Consider the following 20854-nt stretch of genomic DNA (forward strand, 5'->3'; position numbering starts at 1 on the left):
AATGCTTGCGGATTTTAGTAACAAATGATGATGGTATTCAAGCGCAGGGAATTCTTACTTTAAGCCAGGCTTTATCAGAGATTGGGCAGGTCTATGTAGCGGCGCCTGATGTAGAAAAAAGTGCTACAAGTCAGGCAATTACGGTTCATGAACCGATTCGAGTCGATTCCTATGAGCTACCACAGGCTGTAAAGGCTTGGAAAATCGGTGGCACGCCAACCGATTGCGTGAAACTGGCATTAGAGGAACTTTTATTAGACGAAATGCCCCATATTGTTGTATCAGGTATTAATCATGGTCCTAATCTGGGAACTGATGTACTCTATTCTGGCACAGTAAGTGCAGCCATTGAAGGAATTCTCCATGGTATTCCCGCCATTGCTTTTTCACTCAATGCGTGGGATCATTGTGATTTTACTGTAGCTGCGAATTTTGCCAAACGACTGGTTCCTAAAGTGGTAGCAAGCGGTCTGCCGCCACATACCTTGCTAAACGTCAATATTCCAGCCCTGCCGCCAGAACAAATTTCTGGTGTGGCAATAACAAAACTAGGAAGTCGTCAGTATGAAAATTCGTTTGAAGAACGCAAAGATCCGCGGGGGCGTAGCTATTACTGGATGGGAGGCAATGTAGTCCAGGAACCTGATGACAAAGACAGTGATGTAACGGCCTTGAAAGAGGCAAAAATTGCGGTAACACCTGTTCATATCGATTTAACTCATTATCCACTTTTGCAAGAACTCCAAACATGGAATTTTGAAAAATAACTGCCAGGAAAACCATTACTGCAGAACTTCTGGGCTAAAAATCAAGAATGAAACATACATTTTTGGTAAAAGCCTGGAGGGATGCCTGATGTATCACCCGTCCAAAAGTAAAAAATCAGCAGCTAAACTAGGAAAAATGCCTGCCTTTGCGCAGGCTTTGCTGCGTGGAATTCTTATGAGTCTTCTCGTCTCGTTTACGGCAATTTTAATCGTTTCCTTGGGACTTTTACTTACAGACAGTATGTTTGTGGAGCAGCATGTTTCAGGTGTCATGGCAGCGATTACGTTAATGAGCATTTTTTTAGGTAGTCTGTATGGTGCTTTTATTAAAAAGTCCAAGGGGTTGTTGCTAGGAATTTTCATCGGTTTTTTTTATGTATCCATTTCCTTGTCCTGCGGATTCTACTTAAGTGGCGACAACCCATCGGTGTTGCTGTTACTAAATAAATATGCTGCCGGTCTTGCCGCGGGCGCCTTAGGCGGACTCTTAGGCATTACATTATCTTAATCATAAGACAATGTTTGTCTAGCAGCAGGTAAATAAAAAGACTGTACCGAATAAACATAAATTGATGTTTTACAAGTTTTTATTTTGCGTTTTATTTTAAGAAAGCTAGGTGAGCACATGAAAATTGCAATTATTGGCGGCACAGGCGTATATGATCCTAAAATTCTTGATAATGTACGGCAACAAGAAGTAGAAACGCCTTATGGACCAGTGTCAGTTACTAGCGGCTGGTATCAGGGAACTGAAATTGCTTTTATGCCAAGACATGGAAGCAAGCATTCGATTCCGCCCCATTTGATTAATTATCGTGGTAATATCTGGGCGTTGAAAAAATTAGGTGTGGAGCAGATTATCGCTACAACGGCTGTCGGCTCGCTCAATCAGAATATGAAACCAGGCGATTTTGTCTTAGTTGATCAATTTCTTGATTTTACGAAGGGGCGGACGTCTACCTTCTACGAAGGGGGAGAGCGCGGCGTTGTTCATGTTGATGTAACAGAGCCTTATTGCCCTGATCTAAGACAGGTTTTATTTGCAGCCTCTAATCAGCTAGGCATTACCACCCATAACGGCGGTACCTATGTTTGTACAGAAGGACCTCGCTTTGAATCACCAGCGGAAATTAAGATGTTTGCCATGCTTCACGGCGATTTAGTGGGAATGACAAATCTGCCAGAGTCAGTCTTAGCCAGAGAAGCGGAAATGTGTTATGCCACGGTATCAATGGTTACGAACTTTGCCGCTGGAATTTCACCGCATAGTCTGACTCATAGTGAGGTCGTAGAAACGATGCGGGCAAACGGTGAAAATTTGAGAAAGCTTATTATGGCGGCCATTGCTGTTTTGGCTTCTGGTAAACTAACAAAAACCTGTCACTGCCATGAAGCTTTACGAGAATTTGGCGGTTTTACTCTTTAGAAAGTGGTGAGGTCATTGCTAGCTTTAGAATGGAAGCAAGATCGATTGATTCTACTTGATCAAACCCTGCTGCCTGAAACAATCGTCTATAAGACTTGCAGTGATTATCGCGCGGTGGCAGACGCCATAAAACGACTAGTTGTACGCGGCGCACCGGCGATTGGTGCAGCGGCGGCTTTTGCTATGGTGTTAGGAGCTTTAGAATTTCAACATTCTGGAGCAGCTTTTAAGGATCACATGGAAACTACAGCAAAAGAATTGAAAGCGACAAGACCAACCGCTGTGAACTTGGCTTGGGCTGTTGATATTATGCTAAACTGTCTGAGTGTTTCTAGTTATGATCCGGCTAAAAGTGTTTCTGCTTTAGAGAACCAAGCAATCGCGATTGCCAAAGAAGACAAAAAAATCAATGAGGCCATTGGACGGTTTGGCGCTGAGCTATTTACAGAGCCTGTTCATGTATTAACACACTGCAATGCTGGGGCGCTTGCTACAGTTTCTTTCGGGACCGCTTTGGGCGTAATACGCCAGGCTCATCAAGAGGGAAATATTCTAGGTGTATTCGCTGATGAAACACGGCCATTGCTCCAGGGAGCTCGTCTGACGGCTTTTGAGTTGGTGGCTGATCAAATTCCGGTAACTGTCATTACGGATAATATGGCTGGCTGGGTTATGAAGCAAAAGAAAGTAAAGGCAGTGATTGTAGGGGCCGATCGCATTGCCCAAAATGGCGATGTAGCCAATAAAATTGGCACCTATAGCGTAGCCGTTCTAGCCAAAGAGCACCAAATTTCTTTTTATGTAGCAGCGCCGCTGTCTACGTTTGATTTTTCTTTAAGCTGCGGCGAACAAATTCCTATTGAAGAGCGCAATGCCGAAGAAGTGGCCTGTTTTGCCGGGAAGCAGACTGTTCCTACTGGTGCAACTGTTTATAATCCCGCTTTTGATGTAACGCCAGCGGCTTATATTACGGCAATTATTACCGAGTATGGCGTAATCAACAAGCCTGATTGTAAAAAAATCATGGAAATAAAACAACGAGCTGAAATGAAAGGATGAACCACATGTCGCTAATTCGTAATAAAGACCTTGCACCGCAAGGTCATGATAAGATTAACTGGGTAAAAGAACATATGCCTGTTCTCAATGTTTTAAATGAAGAACTCTCAGCAACAAAACCCTTCGCTGGTAAAAAAATCGTTATTAGCATGCATTTAGAAGCTAAAACAGCTTACTTGGCGATCGTGCTGAAAAATGCCGGTGCTCAGGTAGCAATTACCGGTAGTAATCCCTTATCGACGCAAGATGATGTAGCTGCCGCGCTGGCTGACAGCGGTGTAACCGTTTATGCGTGGTATGATTGCACAGATAAAGAATATGAACACTTCCTCAATAAATCACTTGATACAGAACCTGATATTATTATTGATGATGGCGGCGATCTCGTAGCGTTGCTGCACGGTTCGCGTTCTGATCTGGCGCCGCGCATTCTTGGCGGTTGTGAGGAAACCACGACTGGCGTAATGCGGTTAAAAGCTTTAGCAGCCGAAGGACGACTGAACTTCCCCATGATGGCTGTAAATGACGCTTATTGCAAATATTTATTTGACAATCGCTATGGTACTGGCCAATCCACTTGGGATGGCATTATGCGGACAACAAATCTGACGGTAACAGGTAAAACGGTCGTCGTAGCTGGCTACGGCTGGTGCGGTAAAGGCGTGTCTATGCGAGCAAAAGGACTTGGCGCTAATGTCGTAATTACAGAAATCGATCCAATTAAGGCAGTAGAAGCTGTTTATGATGGATTTCGGGTTATGCCCATGACGGAAGCGGCAAAAATTGGCGATATTTTTGTGACGGTTACAGGCTGTAAAGACATTATTCGCCGTGAGCATTTTGAAGTAATGAAGTCTGGTGCAATTTTTGCTAATGCCGGACATTTTGACGTAGAAATTAACAAAGTCGATTTGAATGACCTAGCTGTATCAGTTCGGACGGCACGCCGCAATATTCAAGAGTTTGCCATGGCTGACGGTCGGAAACTTTATTTACTAGCTGAAGGTCGTCTGGTTAATTTAGCAGCTGGCGACGGCCATCCGGCGGAAATTATGGATTTGTCCTTTGCAATGCAGACAGTAGCTGCTTTACATATTTTAGAACATCATCAGGAACTTACGAATGACGTTCATCAAGTTTCCTATGAATTCGATCAGAAAGTGGCTGCTTTAAAATTAAAAGCTATGGGCTTTTCTATTGATCAGCTTACGAAAGAACAGGAAGAATATATTAACCAAGCCTGAGAGAAGGTTATAGCATGACAAAACTTAAACAGATTCAAGAGGAAATCATTGAAGTGGGTCATCGGCTAGTCCAAAAAGGTCTGGTTGTAGGAACTTGGGGCAATATTAGTTGTCGCGTCGAAGAAGGCGTGATTTTAGTGACTCCCTCTGGTCGCGATTACCTGTCATTAAAGCCAAAGGATCTTGTTTTAGTCAATCTTTCCGGTCGTGTTCTTGATGGGGCATTAGCGCCTTCCTCAGAACTGCCGCTTCATTTAGCTGTTTATTTGCAACGTTCTGATGTACAAGCAGTTGTACATACTCACAGTATTTTTGCTAGTGCTTGTGCAGTTGCCCGACGCTCAATTCCACCGATTATTGAGGATATGCTGCAGGTTATCGGCGGTTCTATTGAGGTTGCCCCTTATGCTTTACCGGGAACGGATGAATTGGCTCTAAATGCTGTAAAAATGCTAGAACGGAAAAATGCTGTACTACTGGCAAATCATGGCGTGCTTGGCTGTGGGACGAGCTTAACAGAGGCAATGCTATCTTGTGAACTCGTAGAAAAATCAGCGCAAATTTTTCTTTACGCCCAAAACCTAGGCGGTGCCGTTCCTTTAAGTCAAAATGATATTGATGCGATGCACCAGTTCTATCAGTCGAGTTATCGGTTGCGCAAAGGAGGCGTTGATCATGACTAGTATATTGATAAAAGATGCTGAAGTATTAGGAACAAATGGAGCTATTATTAAGCAAGATTTATTTATTAAAGACGGTAAAATAGCTGCATTAGGACAAAACCTTACGAAGCAAGCCGACAAAGTAATAAATGGATCGCATAAATTGGCAATTCCCGGGCTTGTAAATACCCATACCCATGCTGCCATGACACTGTTTCGCAGTTATGCCGATGATATGTTGCTTATGGATTGGCTACAACAAAAAATTTGGCCGGCAGAAGCCAATTTAACGCCCGAAGACGTTTATTGGGGCACGCTTTTAGCCATTGTGGAAATGATCCAAACAGGCACAACGACCTTTGCCGATATGTATTTTCATATGGATCAAGTAGCTAAGGCAGTAGAAGAGAGCGGCATGCGCGCTGTTTTAGCGCGTGGTATGGCTGGAGTTGCACCTAACGGTCAGCAGGCTCTCAAAGACAGCGAGGTTTTCTATAAAGATTGGCATAACAAAGCTGATGGACGCATTACGGTTCGTCTTGGACCACATGCCCCATATACGTGTCCACCTGACTACCTAAAACAAGTTGTGGCATTGGCGGAAAAATTAGAAGCCGGTATTCATATTCATTTGTCAGAAACCAAAGGCGAAGTGGAAGAATGCCAGAAAAAACACGGTTTATCACCGATTGCCCTAATGGAAAAAGTAGGACTGTTAAACCATCCCGTCTTAGCAGCTCACTGCGTTCATTTATCAACAGAAGACATTGCTTTGCTAAAAAAATACCATGTAACTGTAGCGCATAATCCTGGCAGCAATATGAAGTTGGCAAGCGGCATTGCACCAGTACCGGAACTGTTAGCGGCAAAAATCCCTGTAGGTCTTGGTACAGATGGAACAGCAAGCAATAATAACCTTGATATGATAGAGGAAATTCGTCTAGCGGCACTGCTTCATAAGACGAATCATTTTAACCCTGAATTATTGCCAGCTAAAGAAGCTGTAGCATTGGCAACAGAACAAGGCGCTATATGCTTAGGGCTTGATCAACAGATTGGGAAATTGGCTGTGGGCTATGATGCCGATATTACCTTAATTGATATGCATAAAGCACACTGGTATCCGCGTCATGATCGCTTATCGCTATTAACTTATAGTGCAAACGGCAGTGATGTTGATACTGTCCTTGTTAAAGGAAAAATATTAATGGAAAATAGACAACTTCTTACATTAGATGTAGAACAGATTATTTTTGAAAATCAGCGCCGTGGCATGCGTTTAGTAGAAAAATAAGGATAAGGTACTTGACGTAATTTGTGTTGTGAATTATAGTGCTATAGGAGGAGTAAGATATGCGAGCTTTAAATTTTTATTCGTCTCATTATCACTCCCAGCTTGTTTCTCGCCGTAAGATTTGCACGATCCGTCTTGGCGATAAAAGTAGTAAATATCAAGAAGGCGATCTGGTTTGGATTACGGTAGGAAAACGATTTGCACCGCGTAAAAAGCTTTATCCGGCTGTGATTGACAAAGTAGATACGAAACCATTAAACCTGCTATCCTTAGAAGAATTGCAGGGAGAAAGTCAAAATATTACTAGCGCCGATGAACTTATCACATTTTTACATTCTATTTATGAAAAAACCTTATCACCTGACGATATGGTGAGTGTGGTATACTTTTCTGAAGTCGTCGAATAACTAGTGGTAGATAAAGAAATTTAGCTTTTATAAAAAGGAGTGCTTGTATTATGTCATTGAAAGTTCCTGTTGGTATTTCTGGCCGTCATCTCCATCTTTCGCAGAAAGATTTGGATATTCTCTTTGGTGAAGGACATCAGCTCACATTAAAAAAAGAATTAGGACAACCTGGCCAATTTGCTGCTGAAGAAGTTGTTGATATTGTTAGCGAAAAAGGTTCAATCAACAAATTGCGCGTTCTCGGTCCTGTTCGTAAAGAAACGCAAATCGAAATTGCTTTGACTGACGCGATTAAATTAAAGTTGAAACCGCCTGTTAGAGAATCTGGTGATTTAGCAGGCACACCAGGCATTACGATTGTTGGCCCAAAAGGCAAAATAACTCTTGATAAAGGGGTTATTGTGGCAGCAAGACATATTCACATGACGCCAGCTGATGCTGAGAAATTCGGCGTAAAAGATAAAGACTGTGTGAAAGTTCGTTTCGGCGGCGACCGCGGCGTAATTTTCGAAAATGTTATTATTCGCGTGCGGGAAGATTTTGCACTAGAAATGCATATTGATACAGATGAAGGTAACGCCGGACAAATCGCCAATGATGATTTAGGCGAAATTATTAAATAATTTGTCTGTTTTAGAAAGACTCTGCATAAAAGTGCAGAGTCTTTCTTTTTTGTCTTTACATGTTTACAACCCGCGCGATTATTGAACATTTTCTTTGTATACATTGTAAAATGAAGAGGAATTTATTAAAATTTGTGGAAGTGTTTTGCATAGAAAGAAACTACAAAAAAATTCACAATTTTTTTTCAAGGGAGGTATAGTTATGCCAAAACCTGTATTCTATGAAGAACGGTGCAAAGGCTGTGAACTATGTACCGCCGTTTGCCCGAAAAAAATTATTCAACTTTCTGATCGAATTAACAGTAAAGGGTATCGGCCTTCTATGTGCATTGATGAAAGTAAGTGTATTGGCTGTATGCTTTGTGCAAAAACCTGTCCTGATATGGTAATTGAAATTCACAAGTAAAGATAGGAGTGAATTACATTGGCTGAAAAGGTTCTAATGAAAGGGAATGAAGCAATTGGGGAAGCAGCAATCGTGGCCGGATGTCGTCATTATTTCGGCTATCCGATTACCCCCCAGACGGAATTAACAGAATATATGTCGCGGCGTATGCCTCAGGTAGAAGGGACTTTTCTTCAGGCGGAAAGTGAAATTGCCGCCATTAATATGGTTTACGGTGCTGCTGGCGCTGGCGCCAGAGCTATGACTTCTTCTTCCAGCCCGGGAATTAGCTTGAAAATGGAAGGCATATCTTATATAGCTGGGGCACAGCTTCCTTGCGTTATTGTCAATATGATGCGCGGCGGCCCAGGACTTGGCAGTATTCAACCTTCGCAGGCTGATTATTTTCAAGCGACAAAAGGCGGCGGTCATGGGGACTATCGTTTGATCGTGCTTGCGCCAAATTCAGTACAAGAGCTTGTGGATATGACAGTACTTGCTTTTGACTTAGCCGACCAATATCGCAATCCTGTTATGCTGCTTGGTGATGGTGCTTTGGGACAGATGATGGAACCGATCATATTCCCTGAAGCTATTAAGGAAACAGTGGCAAAACCTTGGGCTGCTGTTGGCATGCATAAACGAACAACTCCCAATGTAATTAACTCGCTATTTTTAAAGCCAGAACATTTGGAAGAACATAATCATTTATTACAGAATAGTTATCAAATGATTTCTACTAACGAAGTGCGTTATGAAAGCTTATATACAGAAGATGCCGATCTGATTATCGTAGCTTACGGTATTACATCGCGTATCGCCCGCTCGGCAATAGATACAGTTCGCGCCGAAGGCTATAAAGTAGGTTTATTCCGTCCGAGAACCTTATGGCCTTTCCCCAGTGAAGCATTAGGAGCATTAGCGCAAACGCCGAAAGCGTTCTTAACGCTAGAATTAAGCGCTGGACAAATGGTGGAAGACGTAAGGCTCGCTGTGAATGGAGCTCGTCCAGTCGCTTTTTACGGACGAACAGGAGGTATGATTATGTCACCGAAAGAAGTGGTGGCGGAAATCAAAAAACTTCTCAGTACTGTGGGGGGGAAATAAAATGGCTGAAGTTCTCTTTAAAAGACCGGAATCACTTCTGGATGTACCTTTTCACTATTGCCCCGGCTGCCATCATGGTATCATTCACCGTCTAGTTGGTGAGGTTATTGATGAGCTAAAAATTCGAGAAAACGCGATTGGCATAGCCCCAGTGGGATGTTCTGTGTTAGCTTACGAATATTTTAATATAGATATGCTGGAAGCAGCTCATGGTCGCGCACCTGCTGTTGCTACCGGTGTAAAACGAGTTCATCCTGATGCTGTTGTATTTACTTATCAAGGTGACGGCGATCTGGCTGCTATTGGTTGTGCTGAAATTGTTCATGCTGCAGCACGTGGTGAGAAAATCACAACCATTTTTGTTAATAACGCAATTTATGGCATGACCGGAGGACAAATGGCGCCAACCACTTTGATTGATCAGGTGACAAATACTTCGCCTTATGGCCGTTCTTTAGCTAATACAGGAAATCCTATTCGAGTATCGGAAATGCTTTCGACTCTAGATGGCGCTGTCTACATTGCCAGAGTAGCTGTCAATAATCCCGCGAATATGGCCAAAGCCAAAGCTGCAATTAAAACCGCTTTTGAACATCAGCTTAAAGGCGATGGCTTCGCTATGGTAGAAGTTCTGTCTACTTGTCCAACGAACTGGCGTATGACTCCGCTAAAGGCCTCCAAGTGGTTAGAAGAAAACATGATGAAAGTCTTTCCTTTAGGTGTTTATAAGGAGGTGAAAGAATGATGTCCCATGATATGATTATGGCTGGTTTTGGCGGACAAGGCGTCCTGTTAATGGGTCAGCTTATGACGTACGCTGGCATGATTGAAAATCGTGAAGTTTCTTGGATTCCTTCTTATGGACCGGAAATGCGCGGCGGCACTGCAAACTGTTCTGTTATTATCCGTAATGAAAAAGTCGGCTCGCCGATCGTTACTGAGCCGAATGTGCTTGTAGCCATGAATTTACCTTCTTTAGATAAATTTGAGCCGCAGCTTCAGTCAGGTGGTATTTTAATCATAAACAGTTCTTTAATTGAAAAAGAAGCTTCCCGTCAGGATATTAAGGTTTATAAAATTCCGGCGAATGAGCTTGCGCAGGAAATTGGGAATCCAAAAGTAGCAAATATGATCGTTTTGGGTGCAATTGTAAAAGCTTCCGGAGCCGTTGCTCCTGAATCAGTTCTAGGTGCTTTTGCCAAAATGTTTGCTAAAAAACCGGAGCTTTTAGAAATTAACAAAATTGCTTTAGAAAAAGGCGCCGAATATATTGGCAAGCAAATGGTATAATTAATAAATTTTTATAAAGCTATTTCAATGATTCTATTTTACTAGACATTGAAATAGCTTTAATTTTTGGCAGGGATTTTAAAACTCTTCAGCGAAACTATAGCAAGATATAATATTGCCTAAAGTAAAGGTGGAGAACGTTTGAGCAACGATATGTTAAAACAAATGATTGAATTAATTATTGCCCAGACTCCTTCTGTTATTTTGGCCGTTGAATCTGACGGTAAAATTGGTGAAATTTTTTTGTCCAATATAGAAGGATGGCGAAAAAAACGCTTTTTGGGCCAACCCTTTGAAAAAATGCTTCATGTTATTTTTCCTGATGCTGTTACCGAGATTCTCCCGATGTATCATGAGGCCAAAAAGCAGCGAACAGAGCAGATGGTCTGTCGTCATGAGCATACAACAGCTCATGAATTACCCGAATATTACTGTTGGAATTTTTATCCCTGGGAAGATAAAATACTTGTTTATATTCGCAATATTACGGAATCGGTTCTTATGGAAACTGAATTTACTTCCATTACTGCACAATATCAAAATGTAAATGAAGAGCTCTACACAGCAATGTCAAATCAAGATTTATTTTTAATGGATCTTGAGCAAACAAAAAAACAATTAGTCGCGCTCTATCGCATTACCTCTATTGTACAAAAGACAGTAGATGAAGAAGAAGTTTTAGAGGAAATTTTAAAAAACGTCACAAAAGAATTCGCCTTAGATAATGTGGCAATACTACTTTTGGATAAAGAGAACCAGGAGCTTGTTGTACGCGCCCATACTGGCTATTTTCAGACCTTTTGCAAATTTTTGCGAATTCCATTAGGGCAAGGAATTGCTGGTCATGCCGCAAAATACAGAGAAGTTGTTTTTTCTCCTGATGTGAGTCAAGATCACCGTTATATTAGTGGGGGAATTGACTGTGTCAGTGAACTGGCGATTCCGCTGATTGTCAATGATCAGGTGATCGGTGTTTTTGACATTGAAACAACTTGTAAGCGTGATTTTAGTGAGCTGGAATTAGAGATGTTCGGTTCCTTAGCGAATCAAATTGCTATGACGATTGCTCATGCGAACCATGTAGCATCAGTTGAAGTGCAGGCGATTACGGATGGGATGACTGGTCTTTTTAATTATCGGTATTTTAGAACATTGCTTACGCAAGAGTTTAAACGATCTAAGCGCTATCACCGACCATTATCTCTCCTGATGATGGACATTGATAACTTTAAGAGCTATAATGATAGACATGGTCATCAACAAGGAGATTATTTATTGCGCACGATTGCCGAACTAATTAGACATATCGTAAGAGACGTTGATTTTGTTGTTCGTTATGGTGGAGAGGAATTTGCCGTTATTTTGCCGGAAACTCCGCTTCATGATGCCGTAATTATTGCAGAACGAATTCGGCAAAGCATTGCAGAATATCCTTTTGATAATCGAGAAACACAGCCTAATGGAATTATATCTGTCAGTACCGGACTCGCAAGTTTCCCGCGTGATGCTGACAGCGATGTTGAATTAATTCAGCATGCTGATGCTGCCATGTATGCAGCGAAGCAAAACGATAAAAACTGTGTGCGTGTTTTTCATGAAATTGCAGCAGGCTGACAGATAAGAGGTGAAAATATGAAGCAGGACACGCTAGGGGATTTTAAAGAATATTCTTTAGCAGGAACCGACCAGGAAATTCAGTTTATTACGAGTGCCCTGCAGCTTCCAATAAAAAATTCAACGATTCTTGATTTATATTGCGGTTATGGACGTCATACTTTAGAACTGGCGAAGCTTGGCTATGAAGTAATTGGCCTTGATAGTAACCGTGATTTTCTAGCGATTGCCAAACAGAAAGCGGAGGAGCTAGAAATTGCTGTGAGCTTTGTAGAGTGTGATATGCGCGAGCTTTCCTATCAGGAAACTTTTGATGCGGTAATTAATATGTTCGCTGCTTTTGGTTTTTTCTCAGATGAAGAAAATGCAGCGGTAATCGCATCGATTGCCAGAGCCTTAAAACCAAAGGGCCTTTTCTTGATTGATTTGTTTAATCGTGATTGGATGCTGAAAAACAATTTAAATCGCTATTGGCGTCATCCTAGTGGTGAAGCTGTTCTTTCTTATAAAGTAGAGATTGAAGAAGGTATTGCCGTAATGAAGCGGCAACTCTTAAATCAAGTTACCGGTAAAAAAACAGAAGCTGATTTTCAGCTTAGAACTTATACGCTAGCTGAAATGACAGATATGCTTACAGAAGCCGGTTTAGGAATTAAACAAGTTTTCGGTGCTTTTGATGGTCGTCCCTATGACAAAGATACACCGCGCCTAATTATTTTGGCGCAGAAAGAATCACATGACTAAATAGTTTATTGCTTATATTACCCAAAAAGGTCTGCCAAATATTTCATATTTGGCAGACCTTTTTCACTTGTTATCAGTTTATTACATAGATTATACCAGATGGCCGAAAGGTGGTGGCAAAGTGCTTATCCGAGTGAACGGGCGATCCGAGCTGACCATTCCGCGCATTGGCGTAGCCTTGAGCGGCGGCGGGCTGCGCGGATTAGCTCATATTGGCGTACTCGCCGAACTAGAACGAGCCGGAATTCCCATTCATTTTATTGCCGGAACAAGCGCTGGAGCTGTAGTAGCGGCTTTGCATGCCACTGGCCATGGTTCACAAGAAATGACAGAACTTGCCCATGAACTGAATCTGCATGATTTGATTGACGCAAAGTTTTCTTTAAATCAACTTGTCAAGTACGGTATGAAGTGGCTATTTACGGGAAAATTTCGTCTCTTATCAGTTATTCCGGCTGGAATGATTAAAGGTGAAAGAGTGGAACAGTATTTTCGTTCGCTGTGGGGAAATCGGACAGTAAAAGAAACAAAACTACCTTTGGCTATTACAGCTGTTGATCTCAATACAGCTGAAACGGTGTTTTTCACAACGTTGCTTCGACAAAAACCTGATATATTACATGCAAAATATGATCATTCTATTTCACTTATTGAAGCAGTGCGAGCAAGCATTTCTATCCCGGGAATTTTTCAACCAAAAGTTTATCAGGGAATGACGCTCGTTGATGGAGCTGTAAAAAACAATCTGCCTGCTGATATTTTACGTTCCATGGGGGCGGAAGTGGTGTTAGGCGTCGATTTGGGGTATGATGGGCAACCTAATTTCGGTATTCAGTCTGTCGGAGAAGTACTATTGCAGTGTATTGAAATTATGTCGCGGGAAGTAACCTTGTTGAAAGGTCGGCAATTATCAGATTTGGTGATTCGACCTCAGACTTTTGATCTAGCCTTTCGTAGTGTAAATGACATTGATCGTTGTATTGAACGAGGTAGAGCAGCAGCCAAAAGCGATTTGCCTGATATTATTACATTACTGAACGATAAGATCAAACAAAAACTCTAATTACGAGGCATTTTTAAAATTTCCTGATGAATTCTTAAAATGGTTTGCCCGTAGTTTCTACCAGGAACAGCCCATTTGCCGTTTAACGCTTGCCAAGTTTTTTGTTTACCAAAAAAAGGAGTCTTTTTGAGCAGGTCATAGCGCGGGTCCACGAGAATGCCTTGTGGTGCAACTGGCGTAGCATAGCCTTTGAGATGCTGAATTTGGGCGCGAATTCCCTGACGAGGACTTTTAAACCAGGCGCCTTTTACGCCATTGCCTGTTGTGCCAAGCCCGGCATAATTGTTTTGTGGTGGTAATACATCACCACCATAACGAAAAAAGCCTGTTTCATGGAGGGATTGGGCAAAAGCTACGTCAGGACGGATACCTTCATGTCGCGCTTCTTCATAAAAAATCCGTACAAGCTCTTTTGCTGAAACTGCCGTTTCCGGCAGCGGGTTTTTTTGACGTAAATAGGCGACGCATTGCTGTTCCGAAGCCAAGGGACTTCCCATAATCGATAAGTCCAACTGATAGCGATCTTGTAGCGCAAAAGAACCAGCTGGCAATGATTTTAGCGGAATGGATGAGGCTGTAGCTGGAGCCATCATCACTAAAGGAAACAGCAGCAATAAGGAAAAAGCGGTAAGTTGTTTAGACATAGTGTATCTCCTTATTAGAAATTCTTTAATAATTTCGCGCCTCATCATTAAAAATCCTTGTCTCATGGACACCAGATGGTTGGTGTTGTCATAGAAATAGATGAAGGAGGAGTAAAAATGTTTGACTTGAAAAGTGTATTAAAATCCTATCGGATTCATGAACTTGCTATGTTTATTTTAGAGCAACAGCATGAGGAATGGGGACAACGAGAGGTCCCGGCACTAACGAATGCTGTCGTAAGTCGTTATGAGGAAATTGTGCGTTCTCTTATGGTACAAATGAAAAATAGCGAAAGATTTCTTGAAGACGAAGAAGAGCAAGTAGATACTTTGTAAATAATTGTGGTATGCTTATAGTGATATAATCTATTTTGCAATGAATTGGAGCGTTGGATGTGGAAAATTGCGAGTCGTCTTTTCTTGGCAAAGTAATACTGATTACGGGCGGAACTTCTGGTATTGGCTTAGCATCTGCAAAGAAGTTTTTAGCAAAAGGAGCTACGGTTGTTCTAGTTGGCCGTAATGAGCAGAAAGGACGTGAAGCAATGCAGATTTTACAAAACCAGCCTGAGGTAATTTACCTAAAAGGCGATGTAAGCAATTATGACGCTTGTCAGCAGATCGTAGCAGAAACAGTACGCCGCTTTGGCCGTCTTGATGTGCTAATCAACAGTGCTGGTCTTTATTTGGAGAAGCTGATTGATGAAATGAGTGAACAAGATTTTGCTGATTTAATGGACTGTAATATAAAAGGCGTTTACTTTATGGCAAAATTTGCAGCAAGACAAATGCGAAGAACAGGTGGCGGCGCTATTTTGAATGTTTCCTCTGATGCAGGTGTACAGGGGAATTTACAGTGCAGCGCCTATTGCGCTTCCAAAGGAGCTGTCAATATTTTTACTAAAGCCTTGGCATTAGAGTTAGCGCCTTATAAAATTCGTGTCAATGCCGTCTGTCCTGGCGATATTGCCACGCCGTTATTGGAAAAGCAATTATCTGAAAAGACCGATCCAGCAGCTGCCAAAGCGGAAATGGCTCTTTATTACCCGCTAGGAAGAATTGGCACAGCAGAAGAAGTAGCTAACGTCATTTGTTTTTTGGCTTCTTCAGAAGCTGCTTTTGTTACGGGGGCGCTTTGGAGTGTCGATGGCGGAATTACTGCTTGTTAAAAATTACTGAATTTTTATTATAAAGCAGGAAAATTTGTTTTGATGTCAAATATAATTTTAATAAAGTATGATGAATTGTACTTTATTAGAGGCATGAAGCTTCTTACGCATTCTGGGTAATTTTTCAATGTAAACCAGGTAGCCTACTTTTCTTGAAAGAAAGGGCTTACTTGGTTTTTATTTTTAAGGGAGGCTTTTGGCGTAAGATGAGTAGATTTTTTAGCAAAAAGAAGTTATTCGCAAAACAAAGTGTTTTTTTTATTACTGTCTTATTGGTAGTACTGACATTTCTGGTAAGCGGCTGTGGCGGTAAAGCCGATCAGACAGGTGCTAAAACGGATTCGAAGTCGATTATTCTTGGTGTCGAAAATGAATCTGATAAAGTCAATCCAATTTTTGCCGATGAGCATGATGATGCCGTTTCACTTATTTTTAGCGGGTTAGTCCGTTACGATGATAAAAATGAGCCCATTCCTGACATGGCGGAAAGCTGGGATATATCAAGTGATAAACTGACCTATACGTTTCATTTAAAGAAAAATATTAAATGGCATGATGGTCAGCCGTTTACAGCGGATGATGTAAAATTTACGATTGAAGCCGCGTTAAATCCTAAAAATAATTCAATGATTCGAGAACGGTTTGAGGAAATTAAAGCTGTGCAAATTATGGATCCCTATACCGTAAAAATTGTTCTAAAAACACCGTTTCCTTTGCTAGTGAATGTAATGTCTACCGGAATTTTGCCGAAACATCTCTTGGAAGGTAAAGATATTAATAACAATGTTTTCAATGCTGCGCCTATTGGTACCGGCCCATTTAAGTTTGTGGAATGGAAAAAAGGACAATATATGAAACTTGCCGCCAATCAAGATTTTTACCGTCAGTCGCCCAAGTCAGAGCAAGTCATTTTAAAATATCTGCCTGACCAAAATGTTCGGGCGTTGCAACTAGAAACAGGTGAAATTGATGTAGCTTTAGTCGATCCAATGGAAGTTGAGCGAATGAAACAAAAAGAAAATTTGACGGTTCATCGCATTGTTACTTCCGACTATCGGGTATTAATGTATAACAGACTGAATCCGCTATGGGAGGATGCCCGAGTACGGCAGGCGCTCAACTATGCAGTAGACCGTAATGCCATAGTAAATGGCGTTTTACTGGGGTGGGGCAAACCGGCTTATGGACCGTTACAGTTGAGCTGGGCCAATAATCCTGATGTCAATCCTTACACATTCAATCTGGAAAAAGCAAAGGCTTTACTGACTGAAGCTGGCTGGACACCTGGTCCCGATGGAGTTTTGCAAAAAGATGGAAAACGTTTTTCCTTTAAGTTGACGACTTTTGTTACTGATCCTGTAAGAGTCGCTTTAGTCAATGCTTTAAGTACCCAGTTTAAACAAATCGGCGTGGAAGCAATTCCTGATCCGAAGGAAAAAGGTTCCTTTAAAATTGGCCAAACTGATACTTTCTTGCTGGGCTGGGGTAGTCCGTTTGACCCTGATGATGATACGTATCGCATATTCCATAGTTCTCAAATGGAAATTGCCAATTATGAACACTATAAAAACACGAAAGTTGACTCATTGCTTTTAGCAGCCAGACAAGCTAGTGATCGTAATGAAAGAATTGCACTTTATAAAGAATTCCAAAATGAGCTTGCTAAAGACCCTGCGTTTAATTTTTTAGCATATCTTGATGTTGCTTTAGTTACCAAGAAAAACCTATCTGGCATTAAAGAAAAAACACTAGGACATCACGGCGCAGGTTATATGTGGAATTTGGAGGAATGGAGCAAACAGTAAATGTTAGGTTTTATTTTTCGTCGCATTTTATCGAGTCTGCCTGTTCTTTTAGTAATTAGCTTATGTGCTTTTTTTCTGATTCACATGGCTCACGGCGATCCTGCCGTAGCCATGTACGGCAGTCATTTAGAAAAAATGCGGCCGCAAGACCAAATGCGGATTCGGACAAATCTCGGACTGGATCAACCATTGCCTATTCAGTATGGTAAATGGATGTCAGGGATTTTGCAGGGCGATCTAGGAACATCATATATGACAGGACAACCGGTTAGCCAGATTCTCGCAGAGCGTTTACCCAACACTTTGCTATTAACCGCTAGTGCTACAGCAATCATGCTTGTATTAGCAACGTCTATCGGGATTCTTGCAGCAGTCAAGCAATATTCTTTATTCGACTATTTTTCAACCTTTATTGCGTTTCTGTTTTTTTCTATTCCTAGTTTTTGGTTAGCACTCCTTGCCATACTGGTGTTTTCTGTTTATCTTGGCTGGCTGCCATCTTCTGGGCTCGCCGCAATTGGGCGTGAGCAGGATGTAAGCAATCGTTTGTTGCATCTTATATTACCAGCTCTTGTTCTTGCTGTTAGCCATATTGGCGCCTATATTCGTTTAATTCGCTCTAGCATGCTAGAAGTTCTGAACCAAGAATATATTTTAACAGCTTATGCGAAAGGTCTTATGCCTAACTATATTTATTATGTGCATGCCTTTCGCAATGCCCTAATTCCCTTAATCACTTATACAGGAATGTCATTTTCCTCATTAATTGGCGGCGGTTATCTCGTCGAAACCGTCTTCGCTTATCCAGGAATCGGCCAGCTTACAATCTACTCGGCGGCAACACGGGACTATCCGTTGCTTATGGGAACCATTCTTCTCACTGGTTTATTTGTAGTGATTGGTAATTTACTTGCTGATATTTTGTGCGCTTGGCTTGATCCCAGATTGCAGGGCGAGGGAGCAAAACGGGGGCTTGGCGCACATGGATAATGAGAATAATAAACTGTTTTGGCATCGTCTTTACGGCCATAGAATCGGGCGTTGGGGGATAGCAATTCTATTACTCTATTCTTTTTTTGCCCTAGCTGCACCGCTTTTAAGTCACTATAATCCAGTTGATACAGATCTTCTCAGTATTCGCCAACCGCCCTCTTTACAGCACTGGTTCGGTACTGACGAATTAGGTCGTGATATTTACAGCAGACTGCTTTATGGCGGACGTGTTTCTTTATTAGTTGGTTTTGCTTCCGTTTTTTTAGCAACGACAATAGGCTTATGCTACGGCTTAATGAGCGGCTATGCCGGCGGTTTGTTAGATAACCTTTGTATGCGTTTGGTTGATGGTTTGTTATCACTGCCGACGTTAGTTATGGTTATTGCCCTGCAATCCTTAGGAAATCAAGGACTTTGGAGCGTTGTTTTAGTAATTGCCTTCACCACTTGGATGCAAACAGCGCGCCTGATACGAACAGAGTTTTTAGTCATAAAACAAAAGCCCTTTGTGAAAGCAGCGCTCGCTAGCGGCTCTACTCAGAAAAATGTGGTTTGCCGCCATATTTTACCGAACTGTCTGCCATCACTTGTCGTATTAGCTACACTAAATATGGGCCATGCCATTATTACTGAGGCTGCTTTAAGTTTTTTAGGCCTAGGTATTCCGCCTTATCAACCGTCCTGGGGAAATATGCTTATGGGTGGTCAGCGCAGTATTTTAGCTGGGTGTTGGTGGATTACGCTTTTTCCTGGTCTTGCCATTGTTTCCACGGTTCTTGCCGTGAATTTTGTCGGCGATGCCATTCGCGATGCCTTAGATCCACTGAATCAGCAACAAAGACGGAATAGAACAAAGACAGGAAGTGATTCCCTTGACAGCAGCAAGTTGCTTGGAAATTAGAAATCTTTGGATTAATATTATGACGCAACGAGGTATAACGACACCAGTAGCTGACATTTCGCTTCATGTGGCGCCAGGCAAAGTCTTAGGAATTGTCGGCGAAAGCGGCAGTGGTAAATCGCTCACAGCTCGAGCGATTTTACGCCTACTAGAAGAACAAACCGATCAATTTTGCTGCCAGGGAGAGGTTTTATTCCAAGGAAAAGATTTGCTGAAAATGTCACTTGATTCAGTCCGATCGCTGCGGGGACAAAAAATCAGTATGATTTTTCAAAATCCAACAGCAGCACTAAATCCCGTTCTACCAGTCGGCTGGCAAATATCGGAGGTTTTTCGTTCTCATACTGGCTGTACTCGTCAGGAAGCCAAAGAACAAAGCTTATTATTATTAGCAAAAATGGGTTTCACAGAACCGGCAAAAATTTATCGCCGTTTTCCCTTTCAATTGAGTGGCGGCATGAGCCAGCGTGTAATGATTGCTATGGCCATGTCGTTAAAACCTTCTCTGATTATTGCTGATGAACCAACTACAGCGCTTGATGTAACACTTCAGGCTCAGGTACTTAAAGAGTTAAAACGGCTGCAGCAGGAGGAGGGAGTTTCCATTATTTTAATATCCCATGATATGAGCGTTATTGCCGAAATGGCTGATGATGTTATTGTTATGCAAGCAGGGAAAATTGTGGAATGCAATAACTGCATGGCTTTATTTGATACACCGCGTTCGGAATATACGAAACGCCTATTAGCAGCAAGTCGTTTTGAGTGCGATGAGTCTTTTTTGCCGGAGTGGTCATCGCATGCTTAAAATTGACCACCTGTCTAAAGAATATCGACTTCATAAAAGTTGGCTTTTGGGCCATGAAAAGGTTCAGGCTGTTTCCGATGTATCATTAGAAATTGCGGCAGGCGAAACCCTTGGACTCGTTGGCGAGAGTGGTTGCGGCAAAAGCACGTTGGCAAAAATAATTGCTATGCTAGAGGCGCCTTCAGCGGGAAAAGTTGTTTTTAATGGTAAAGATCTATTTGCTTTGCCAGTAACAAAGCAACGCTATATTCGTAAAGACTTGCAAATCGTTTTTCAAGATACATTAGGTGCATTAAACCCGCGTCAGTCGATCTATATTGCGTTAGAGGAACCATTGCAAAATTTTTCTTTGGCTGATGGCGCAAATATAGAAAAAGCAATCGAACAATCCCTTGCCGCCGTTCGATTACCCCGTTCTATCTTAGCGCGATATCCGGGAGAGTTAAGCGGGGGTGAGCGGCAACGAGTTTGTTTAGCGAAAGCGCTTATTGTGAAACCTCGCTTTCTGATTTTAGATGAAGCAACTTCCGGTCTCGATGTAATTATTCAAAATCAGATCCTCCAACTATTACGAGAGTTAAAGCAAGAGCTTAACCTAACCTATCTTTTTATTACCCATAATCTGAAGCTGGCAGCTGCTTTAACCGATCGAATTGCGGTGATGTACCAAGGGAAAATTGTTGAGATTCTTCCAGCGGCTCAGTTATCAAAAGCAACTGAACCTTATACGCAGAAGCTGCTTGCAGCAGTTTTAATTGAGCATCCGCGTGAACGTGGTGAAAAGCACTGAATTTTTAGTTAATTTTTCTTGACTTATTTTGCAAAAAGATTTATACTAGCTATGTAAAC

24 protein-coding genes are annotated in these 20854 nt (G+C 41.8%); 23 read left to right on the top strand and 1 reads right to left on the bottom strand.

Annotated features, from left to right (window positions below):
• Positions 1-5: 5 nt before the first annotated feature.
• The 16 genes from surE to AC0NJP_RS03065 all read left to right on the top strand — a co-directional run bounded on the left by surE (position 6) and on the right by AC0NJP_RS03065 (position 13685).
• Positions 6-767, top strand: coding sequence for a 5'/3'-nucleotidase SurE (surE, locus tag AC0NJP_RS02990; RefSeq protein WP_474698718.1), 762 nt, complete (start codon positions 6-8; stop codon positions 765-767).
• An 88-nt stretch (positions 768-855) separates the two neighbouring features.
• The gene (locus AC0NJP_RS02995) at positions 856-1275 is read left to right on the top strand and encodes a TIGR04086 family membrane protein (RefSeq protein WP_474038530.1); all 420 of its coding nucleotides are present in this window, start codon (positions 856-858) and stop codon (positions 1273-1275) included.
• 117 nt (positions 1276-1392) lie between these two features.
• The gene (gene mtnP / locus AC0NJP_RS03000; protein WP_474038531.1) at positions 1393-2193 is read left to right on the top strand and encodes an S-methyl-5'-thioadenosine phosphorylase; all 801 of its coding nucleotides are present in this window, start codon (positions 1393-1395) and stop codon (positions 2191-2193) included.
• A gap of 6 nt (positions 2194-2199) precedes the next feature.
• A complete protein-coding gene (gene mtnA, locus AC0NJP_RS03005; protein ID WP_474698719.1) occupies positions 2200-3252 on the top strand; it encodes an S-methyl-5-thioribose-1-phosphate isomerase in 1053 nt (350 codons plus the stop codon).
• Entirely contained in the window at positions 3249-4496 is a 1248-nt protein-coding gene (locus AC0NJP_RS03010) for an adenosylhomocysteinase (RefSeq protein WP_474698720.1), read from the top strand. The genes mtnA and AC0NJP_RS03010 overlap by 4 nt, the downstream gene beginning before the upstream one ends.
• A 14-nt stretch (positions 4497-4510) precedes the next feature.
• Positions 4511-5179, top strand: a complete 669-nt coding sequence (locus tag AC0NJP_RS03015) for a class II aldolase/adducin family protein (RefSeq protein ID WP_474698721.1) — start codon at positions 4511-4513, stop codon at positions 5177-5179.
• Complete coding sequence (locus AC0NJP_RS03020; RefSeq protein ID WP_474698722.1) at positions 5172-6452, top strand: amidohydrolase; 1281 nt, start codon at positions 5172-5174, stop codon at positions 6450-6452. The genes AC0NJP_RS03015 and AC0NJP_RS03020 overlap by 8 nt, the downstream gene beginning before the upstream one ends.
• Before the next feature lie 59 nt (positions 6453-6511).
• On the top strand, positions 6512-6859 hold the full coding sequence (locus tag AC0NJP_RS03025; protein WP_474038536.1) for an ASCH domain-containing protein: 348 nt from the start codon (positions 6512-6514) through the stop codon (positions 6857-6859).
• Positions 6860-6909: 50 nt separating this feature from the next.
• On the top strand, positions 6910-7482 hold the full coding sequence (gene pduL, locus AC0NJP_RS03030; RefSeq protein ID WP_474038537.1) for a phosphate propanoyltransferase: 573 nt from the start codon (positions 6910-6912) through the stop codon (positions 7480-7482).
• A 202-nt stretch (positions 7483-7684) separates the two neighbouring features.
• Positions 7685-7888 carry a 4Fe-4S binding protein gene (locus AC0NJP_RS03035; protein ID WP_474038538.1) on the top strand — a complete coding sequence of 68 codons (204 nt, stop codon included), beginning with the start codon at positions 7685-7687 and terminating at the stop codon, positions 7886-7888.
• Positions 7889-7906: 18 nt separating this feature from the next.
• Complete coding sequence (locus AC0NJP_RS03040; protein ID WP_474698723.1) at positions 7907-8974, top strand: 3-methyl-2-oxobutanoate dehydrogenase subunit VorB; 1068 nt, start codon at positions 7907-7909, stop codon at positions 8972-8974.
• Position 8975: 1 nt separating this feature from the next.
• Complete coding sequence (locus AC0NJP_RS03045) at positions 8976-9719, top strand: thiamine pyrophosphate-dependent enzyme (RefSeq protein WP_474698724.1); 744 nt, start codon at positions 8976-8978, stop codon at positions 9717-9719.
• A complete protein-coding gene (locus tag AC0NJP_RS03050) occupies positions 9716-10264 on the top strand; it encodes a 2-oxoacid:acceptor oxidoreductase family protein (RefSeq protein ID WP_474038541.1) in 549 nt (182 codons plus the stop codon). Before AC0NJP_RS03045 ends, AC0NJP_RS03050 begins: the two co-directional genes overlap by 4 nt.
• 141 nt (positions 10265-10405) lie before the next feature.
• Positions 10406-11878: a sensor domain-containing diguanylate cyclase gene (locus AC0NJP_RS03055; protein WP_474038542.1), complete on the top strand. Its 1473-nt coding sequence runs from the start codon at positions 10406-10408 to the stop codon at positions 11876-11878.
• Between the two features lie 18 nt (positions 11879-11896).
• A complete protein-coding gene (locus AC0NJP_RS03060) occupies positions 11897-12622 on the top strand; it encodes a class I SAM-dependent methyltransferase (RefSeq protein WP_474698725.1) in 726 nt (241 codons plus the stop codon).
• Positions 12623-12743: 121 nt separating this feature from the next.
• The gene (locus tag AC0NJP_RS03065) at positions 12744-13685 is read left to right on the top strand and encodes a patatin-like phospholipase family protein (RefSeq protein ID WP_474038544.1); all 942 of its coding nucleotides are present in this window, start codon (positions 12744-12746) and stop codon (positions 13683-13685) included.
• Here AC0NJP_RS03065 and AC0NJP_RS03070 read toward each other — a convergent pair.
• Entirely contained in the window at positions 13682-14329 is a 648-nt protein-coding gene (locus tag AC0NJP_RS03070; protein ID WP_474698726.1) for a glucosaminidase domain-containing protein, read from the bottom strand. The two genes, AC0NJP_RS03065 and AC0NJP_RS03070, sit on opposite strands and share 4 nt — an antisense overlap.
• Positions 14330-14446: 117 nt before the next feature.
• Here AC0NJP_RS03070 and AC0NJP_RS03075 point away from each other — a divergent pair, with 117 nt between their 5' ends.
• The 7 genes from AC0NJP_RS03075 to AC0NJP_RS03105 all read left to right on the top strand — a co-directional run bounded on the left by AC0NJP_RS03075 (position 14447) and on the right by AC0NJP_RS03105 (position 20795).
• A complete protein-coding gene (locus AC0NJP_RS03075; protein WP_474698727.1) occupies positions 14447-14665 on the top strand; it encodes a hypothetical protein in 219 nt (72 codons plus the stop codon).
• A gap of 59 nt (positions 14666-14724) precedes the next feature.
• Positions 14725-15498, top strand: a complete 774-nt coding sequence (locus AC0NJP_RS03080) for an SDR family NAD(P)-dependent oxidoreductase (protein ID WP_474698728.1) — start codon at positions 14725-14727, stop codon at positions 15496-15498.
• A gap of 206 nt (positions 15499-15704) precedes the next feature.
• Positions 15705-17303, top strand: a complete 1599-nt coding sequence (locus tag AC0NJP_RS03085) for an ABC transporter substrate-binding protein (RefSeq protein WP_474698729.1) — start codon at positions 15705-15707, stop codon at positions 17301-17303.
• Positions 17304-18293, top strand: a complete 990-nt coding sequence (locus tag AC0NJP_RS03090; protein WP_474698730.1) for an ABC transporter permease — start codon at positions 17304-17306, stop codon at positions 18291-18293. It begins immediately after the preceding gene.
• Positions 18286-19197 (top strand): ABC transporter permease, encoded by a 912-nt coding sequence (locus AC0NJP_RS03095; protein ID WP_474698731.1) that lies wholly within the window; start codon positions 18286-18288, stop codon positions 19195-19197. The genes AC0NJP_RS03090 and AC0NJP_RS03095 overlap by 8 nt, the downstream gene beginning before the upstream one ends.
• On the top strand, positions 19169-20005 hold the full coding sequence (locus AC0NJP_RS03100; protein WP_474698732.1) for an ABC transporter ATP-binding protein: 837 nt from the start codon (positions 19169-19171) through the stop codon (positions 20003-20005). Before AC0NJP_RS03095 ends, AC0NJP_RS03100 begins: the two co-directional genes overlap by 29 nt.
• A complete protein-coding gene (locus AC0NJP_RS03105) occupies positions 19998-20795 on the top strand; it encodes an ATP-binding cassette domain-containing protein (protein WP_474698733.1) in 798 nt (265 codons plus the stop codon). The genes AC0NJP_RS03100 and AC0NJP_RS03105 overlap by 8 nt, the downstream gene beginning before the upstream one ends.
• Positions 20796-20854: the final 59 nt, after the last annotated feature.

Source organism: Pelorhabdus sp. sgz311002, assembly GCF_056134285.1.